This window comes from Streptomyces rimosus subsp. rimosus, from assembly GCF_000720725.1.
Classification (GTDB): Bacteria; Actinomycetota; Actinomycetes; order Streptomycetales; family Streptomycetaceae; genus Streptomyces; species Streptomyces rimosus_A.
In genome coordinates, this window is sequence record NZ_JOCQ01000194.1 from 1 (window position 1) to 5,030 (window position 5,030).

At 71.7% G+C, this 5,030-nt stretch carries 6 protein-coding genes; 4 read left to right on the forward strand and 2 right to left on the reverse strand.

Annotated elements, in window-relative coordinates:
• Positions 1 to 179 precede the first annotated feature (179 nt).
• Positions 180 to 569 (reverse strand): VOC family protein, encoded by a 390-nt coding sequence (locus IH45_RS0142130; protein WP_030682279.1) that lies wholly within the window; start codon positions 567 to 569, stop codon positions 180 to 182.
• Between the two features lie 103 nt (positions 570 to 672).
• Positions 673 to 1,479, reverse strand: coding sequence for a rhomboid-like protein (locus IH45_RS0142135; protein WP_234440898.1), 807 nt, complete (start codon positions 1,477 to 1,479; stop codon positions 673 to 675).
• 252 nt (positions 1,480 to 1,731) lie between these two features.
• On the opposite strand from IH45_RS0142135, the gene IH45_RS0142140 reads away from it, so the two are divergent.
• The 4 genes from IH45_RS0142140 to IH45_RS1000000150505 all read left to right on the forward strand — a co-directional run.
• Entirely contained in the window at positions 1,732 to 2,466 is a 735-nt protein-coding gene (locus IH45_RS0142140) for a spermidine synthase family protein (RefSeq protein WP_050515586.1), read from the forward strand.
• Positions 2,467 to 2,544: 78 nt separating this feature from the next.
• The gene (locus IH45_RS0142145) at positions 2,545 to 3,285 is read left to right on the forward strand and encodes a response regulator transcription factor (protein ID WP_003987269.1); all 741 of its coding nucleotides are present in this window, start codon (positions 2,545 to 2,547) and stop codon (positions 3,283 to 3,285) included.
• The gene (locus tag IH45_RS0142150) at positions 3,282 to 4,484 is read left to right on the forward strand and encodes a HAMP domain-containing sensor histidine kinase (protein ID WP_030682284.1); all 1,203 of its coding nucleotides are present in this window, start codon (positions 3,282 to 3,284) and stop codon (positions 4,482 to 4,484) included. The genes IH45_RS0142145 and IH45_RS0142150 overlap by 4 nt, the downstream gene beginning before the upstream one ends.
• Before the next feature lie 237 nt (positions 4,485 to 4,721).
• Positions 4,722 to 5,030: 2-oxoglutarate dehydrogenase E1 subunit family protein (locus tag IH45_RS1000000150505; protein WP_234440899.1), on the forward strand; the 309-nt coding region annotated here is incomplete at its 3' end.

The following is a 5,030-nucleotide window of genomic DNA, read 5'->3' on the forward strand; positions in this document are numbered from 1 at the left end:
GCCATCCCCGCAGGCAGCCGGGTGCCCTCGGTTCACTATTAACCCTTGGACGCCGTGCACGGTGCCGAGGAGTTGGCCCCCTGCGCGCCCCCGCCCCACAGACCAGGCAATGCGTATCCGCGCGAAGCGCGGTCCAGACACCCCCCACCCGCGCGAAGCGCCAGCGGCAGCGATACGCCTCACCCCTGAGCCATATACATCAGCTCCCACACATGCCCGTCCAGATCCTGGAAGCTACCCCCGTACATGGGCCCTTCCTCCATAACCGGCTTCCACCCGGAAGCCCCCGCTTCGCGGGCCTTGGCGAGCAGGGAGTCGACTTCCTCGCGGCTCTCGCACGACAGACACGTAAGGACTTCCTTCGTCTTCGCGGCGTCGCTGATGTCGCCGTTGATGAAGTCCCGGAAGCGGTCCTCCTGGAGGAGCATGGCGTGGATGTTCTCCTCGACGATCATGCACAGGGTGTGCTCGTCGGAGAACTGCGGGTTGAACGCGAAGCCGAGGTGGGTGAAGAACTCGCGGGACGCCTCGATGTCCTTCACCGGCAGGTTGACGAAGATCATCCGCATGATGTGTGCCTCTTCCTGACGGAGCGGGGCCCCGGCCGCCCCGGCCGGGTGCAACCCTCGCTCCACCTCCCCGTCGAGCCATGGAGAAGCGTTGCCCAGGAAGCTAGCAACGGCCACTGACAATCGCCCCGTACCGCGGTCCACGCCGCCGTCGCAGGAGGGGCCAGGCGAGGAGCCCGAGGACCATGGCCAGGAGGTGGCCGGAGTCGCTGACGGGGTCGGTGGAGACGAGGAGGTTGGTGACGGCGAACCACGTCACGCCCGCCAGGAGCGGCCACCGGGCCCAGGCCGGCAGCAGGCCCGCCAGCGCGCCGGTGCAGGTCATCACGCCGAAGCTGATGCCGTAGTCGAGGCGTTGCAGCGAGTCGGGCGGGAGGTACCCGAGGGCGACCGCGGCGCCCACCGGCAACTCGGTCGCCAGGGTGGCGATCGCATGGCCGCCGAAGAAGACCGCGGCCGTTCTCAGGGCGCCGATGCGGCGTTCCAGCGCCGTCAGGACGAAGAAGAAGGCGATGGCGTACGCGGAGGTCAGGCCGCCCGCGATCCACAGGGCGCTGGCGACCAGCACCAGCAGGGGCGAGCGCGCCAGGTGCTCGACGTCCGTACTGGAGCTCTGGAGCAGGGCGAGGACCAGGTCGGGGTCGGCGTGCTCGGCGAAGACGGAGGTGGCGATGAGGAGGAGGGTGTAGCCGAAGGTGAAGGGCGCGCCCAGGGGCGTGGGCAGCAGCCGCCAGACGCGCGGTACACGCGCGGGAGAGGAGGGCGCCGCGGGCGAGGTCGCGGGGACAGCCGCGGACGCGACCGTCGGTACGACGTGGGCCGCCCCGGACGCCCCCGGCTGTCTGGGAACCCCCGACAGCGCCGCCCTCTCCCCTATAGGCCGCCCCTCAGGGGCACCCTCCTCAGCCACGTCCACCACACCCGCCCGATCCACTGCCCCCAGCCCCTTCCGTCCCCGGCGCCAAGACGCCAAAGGCGTCAGCGCGCGCCCACCAAGATCTACGTGCACCGCCAGCCTGCACGCTCAACCCATGAGTGAGCTGTGTCCGTGACACGTGTCACCCGAAGCGGTCGACGTGGGGCGGCCCGGCGGGACCCACAACCCGGCCGGCCCCGCAAACCGGCTGGACCCACACCGCCCCGGTTGGTCAGGATGGCGTGCATGCCTGACCCCGTGCGCGCCGTACCCCACCCCGTTCTCGTACCCGCTCCGCCCGGCGCCGACAGCCCCCCGCAGGTACTCGACCGCCGCGAGGGCCCGTACGGAGAGGCCGTGCTGCGGCGGCGGGGCGAGCACTTCGAGATCATCGCCAACGGCTGCTTCCTGATGGACACCTCGGACGGGCGGTCCGAGCGGCTCCTGGTGGACGCGGCCCTCGCGGAGCTGGCGGACGGACGCCCGTCGCCCAGCGTGCTGATCGGCGGGCTGGGCGTGGGATTTTCCCTGGTGCGCGCGACGGAGGAGCAGACGTGGGGGCGGATCACCGTCGTCGAGCGGGAGCCGGCGGTCATCGACTGGCACCGTGACGGCCCGCTGTCCGCCGTCTCGGGGGCGGCGCTCGCCGATCCGCGTACCGAGATCGTGGCGGCCGACCTGGTCGCGTACGTACGCGGCGGGGCCGGGGAGCGCACCTTCGACGCGCTGTGCCTGGACATCGACAACGGGCCGGACTGGACCGTCACCGAGGACAACGGCGGCCTCTACTCCCCCGCCGGACTCGCCGCCTGCCGGGAGCGGCTGACGCCCGGCGGGGTGCTCGCCGTGTGGTCGGCGCAGCCCTCGTCCGCCTTCGAACTCGCGCTGCGAAATGCCGGGTTCACCGGCGTACGTACCGAAGAGATCCCGGTTGTCCGAGGCGTCCCGGACGTGGTGCACCTCGCGCGCAAGGGCGCGTAGCCGACGGTCACACCCTGCCCTTACGCTGCTGCCCAGCAGTACGCGACCAGGCAGCACGGGGACATGCAGGGGCGGGCGATGGATCAGACGCAGACCACCCAGGGCGGCACCGCCGCGGCCACGCCCGGCGCCCAGCGCCGGGTCCTCGTCGTGGAGGACGATCCGACGATCGTGGACGCCATCGCGGCCCGGCTGCGTGCCGAGGGCTTCCAGGTGCAGACGGCCACCGACGGGCCCGCCGCGGTGGACACCGCCGAGGCGTGGCAGCCGGACCTGCTGGTGCTGGACGTGATGCTGCCGGGGTTCGACGGGCTGGAGGTGTGCCGACGGGTGCAGGCACGGCGGCCGGTGCCCGTCATGATGCTCACCGCGCGCGACGACGAGACGGACATGCTGGTCGGGCTGGGGGTCGGCGCGGACGACTACATGACCAAACCGTTCTCCATGCGCGAGCTGGCGGCGCGGGTGCACGTGCTGCTGCGGCGGGTGGAGCGTGCCGCGCTGGCCGCCCATACGCCGCGCAGCGGCATCCTGCGCCTCGGCGAGCTGGAGATCGACCACGCGCAGCGCCGGGTGCGGGTGCGCGGCACCGACGTACACCTGACGCCGACCGAGTTCGACCTGCTGGTCTGCCTGGCCAACACGCCGCGCGCGGTGCTCTCCCGCGAACAGCTGCTGGCCGAGGTGTGGGACTGGGCCGACGCCTCCGGTACGCGCACGGTCGACAGCCACATCAAGGCGCTGCGCCGCAAGATCGGCGCCGAGCGCATCCGTACGGTCCACGGTGTCGGGTACGCCCTGGAGACCCCGCCCGTATGACGACCTCCACCCGCCGCCGGCCCGCCGACCGGAACGAGCGACGCGACCGGGCCCGGGAGCGGGCGTGGGACGGGCCGGCCGTGCTGCGCGAGCGGGTCTGGGCGCCGTTCTGGCGGCGGGTGTGGGAGGGGCTGCGGCCGCTGGACCCGTACCGCTCGGTCAAGGCGGCGCTCGGTGCGCTGGTCATCGTCTCGGTGATCATCACCACGCTGCTGGTGTTCGTCGCCATCCACTCCGACACCGAGCTGCGGGTCATCACGGTCTTCTCGATCATCGCCTCGCTGCTGGTCACCCAGTTCGTGGCGCAGGGGCTGACGGCGCCGCTGGACGACATGACGGACGTCACCCGGGCGATGGCGGACGGTGACTACACCCGCCGGGTGCGCGGCGGGCGGCGGGACGAGTTCGGCGACCTGGCCGACGCCTTCAACCGGATGGCCGCCGACCTGGAGGCGGTGGACACCCACCGCAAGGAGCTGGTCGCCAATGTGTCGCACGAGCTGCGCACCCCGATAGCGGCCCTGCGCGCCGTCCTGGAGAACGTGGTGGACGGCGTCTGCGAGCCCGATCCGGAGACGATGCGTACGGCCCTGCGGCAGACCGAGCGGCTGGGGCGGCTGGTCGAGCACCTGCTGGACCTGTCGCGGCTGGACAACGGCGTGGTGCCGCTGCACGCGCGCCGCTTCGAGGTGTGGCCGTATCTGTCGGGGGTGCTCAAGGAGGCCAACATGAGCCGGGGCGCCTCGACGCTCTCGGGGCTGGCCGGCTCCGGCACCCACACCCGTACGGACGTACATCTGCACCTGGACGTCTCGCCGCCGGAGCTGACCGCGTACGCGGACGCCGAGCGGCTCCACCAGGTGGTGGCCAACCTGATCGACAACGCCATCAAGCACAGCCCGCGGCACGGCCGGGTCACGGTGCGGGCGCGGGCGGGCGAGGTGCCGGAGAGCCTGGAGCTGGAGGTGCAGGACGAGGGGCCAGGCATCCCGGAGGCCGAGCGCCACCGTGTCTTCGAGCGCTTCAACCGGGGCGATCCGGCGGCGTCGGGGCCGGGCGGCGACGGCGGTACGGGCCTGGGCCTGGCCATCGCGCGCTGGGCGGTGGATCTGCACGGCGGGCGGATCGGGGTGGCCGAATCCCCGCGCGGCTGTCGTATCCGTGTCACTCTTCCGGGGACCGGTGTCACACGAAGCTGACTACGTGTGACGTAGGGTCGGTGGTGGAAGCACTCGGTTCGGGGTGCGGTGGCGATGGCCCGTACCCGCGAACAGTCGAACCAGGTGTGTTTCCCATCGCGTCATGCCCCGAAACCCTTTGCTGAATGTGACGTGCGCGACGACTGACGGCCCCGGACTGCACCAAAGGTCCTGAGAGGCGTAGCCTTTATTCCCGCTGTCCACCACCTTAGGAAGCGGAAGAGGGCGGTTGCCGCCGTGTCGCCACAGTCCCCCAACAGTTCGAGCACTTCGACTGACCAAGAGGGGCAGGGTAAGAACCCTGCTGCCGCGTTCGGTCCGAATGAGTGGCTCGTCGACGAGATCTACCAGCAGTACCTCCAGGACCCGAACTCGGTAGACCGAGCCTGGTGGGACTTCTTCGCCGACTACAAGCCGGGAGCGGGCGCCGCCGCGCCGGCTGCGGCGAGTGACGGCCCCCCCGCCACTCCGGCCTCCGGAACCGGCCAGACCGCGCAGGCCGCCGCGCCGAGCGCGCCCGCGGCCCCGGCCCGGCCCGCGCAGCAG

Excerpts from the sequence above, each read along its gene's own strand:
- IH45_RS0142130 (WP_030682279.1), bottom strand. The coding sequence starts at position 569 with ATGCGGATGATCTTCGTCAACCTGCCGGTGAAGGACATCGAGGCGTCC.
- IH45_RS0142140 (WP_050515586.1), top strand. The coding sequence starts at position 1,732 with ATGCCTGACCCCGTGCGCGCCGTACCCCACCCCGTTCTCGTACCCGCT.
- IH45_RS0142145 (WP_003987269.1), top strand. The coding sequence starts at position 2,545 with ATGGATCAGACGCAGACCACCCAGGGCGGCACCGCCGCGGCCACGCCC.
- IH45_RS0142150 (WP_030682284.1), top strand. The coding sequence starts at position 3,282 with ATGACGACCTCCACCCGCCGCCGGCCCGCCGACCGGAACGAGCGACGC.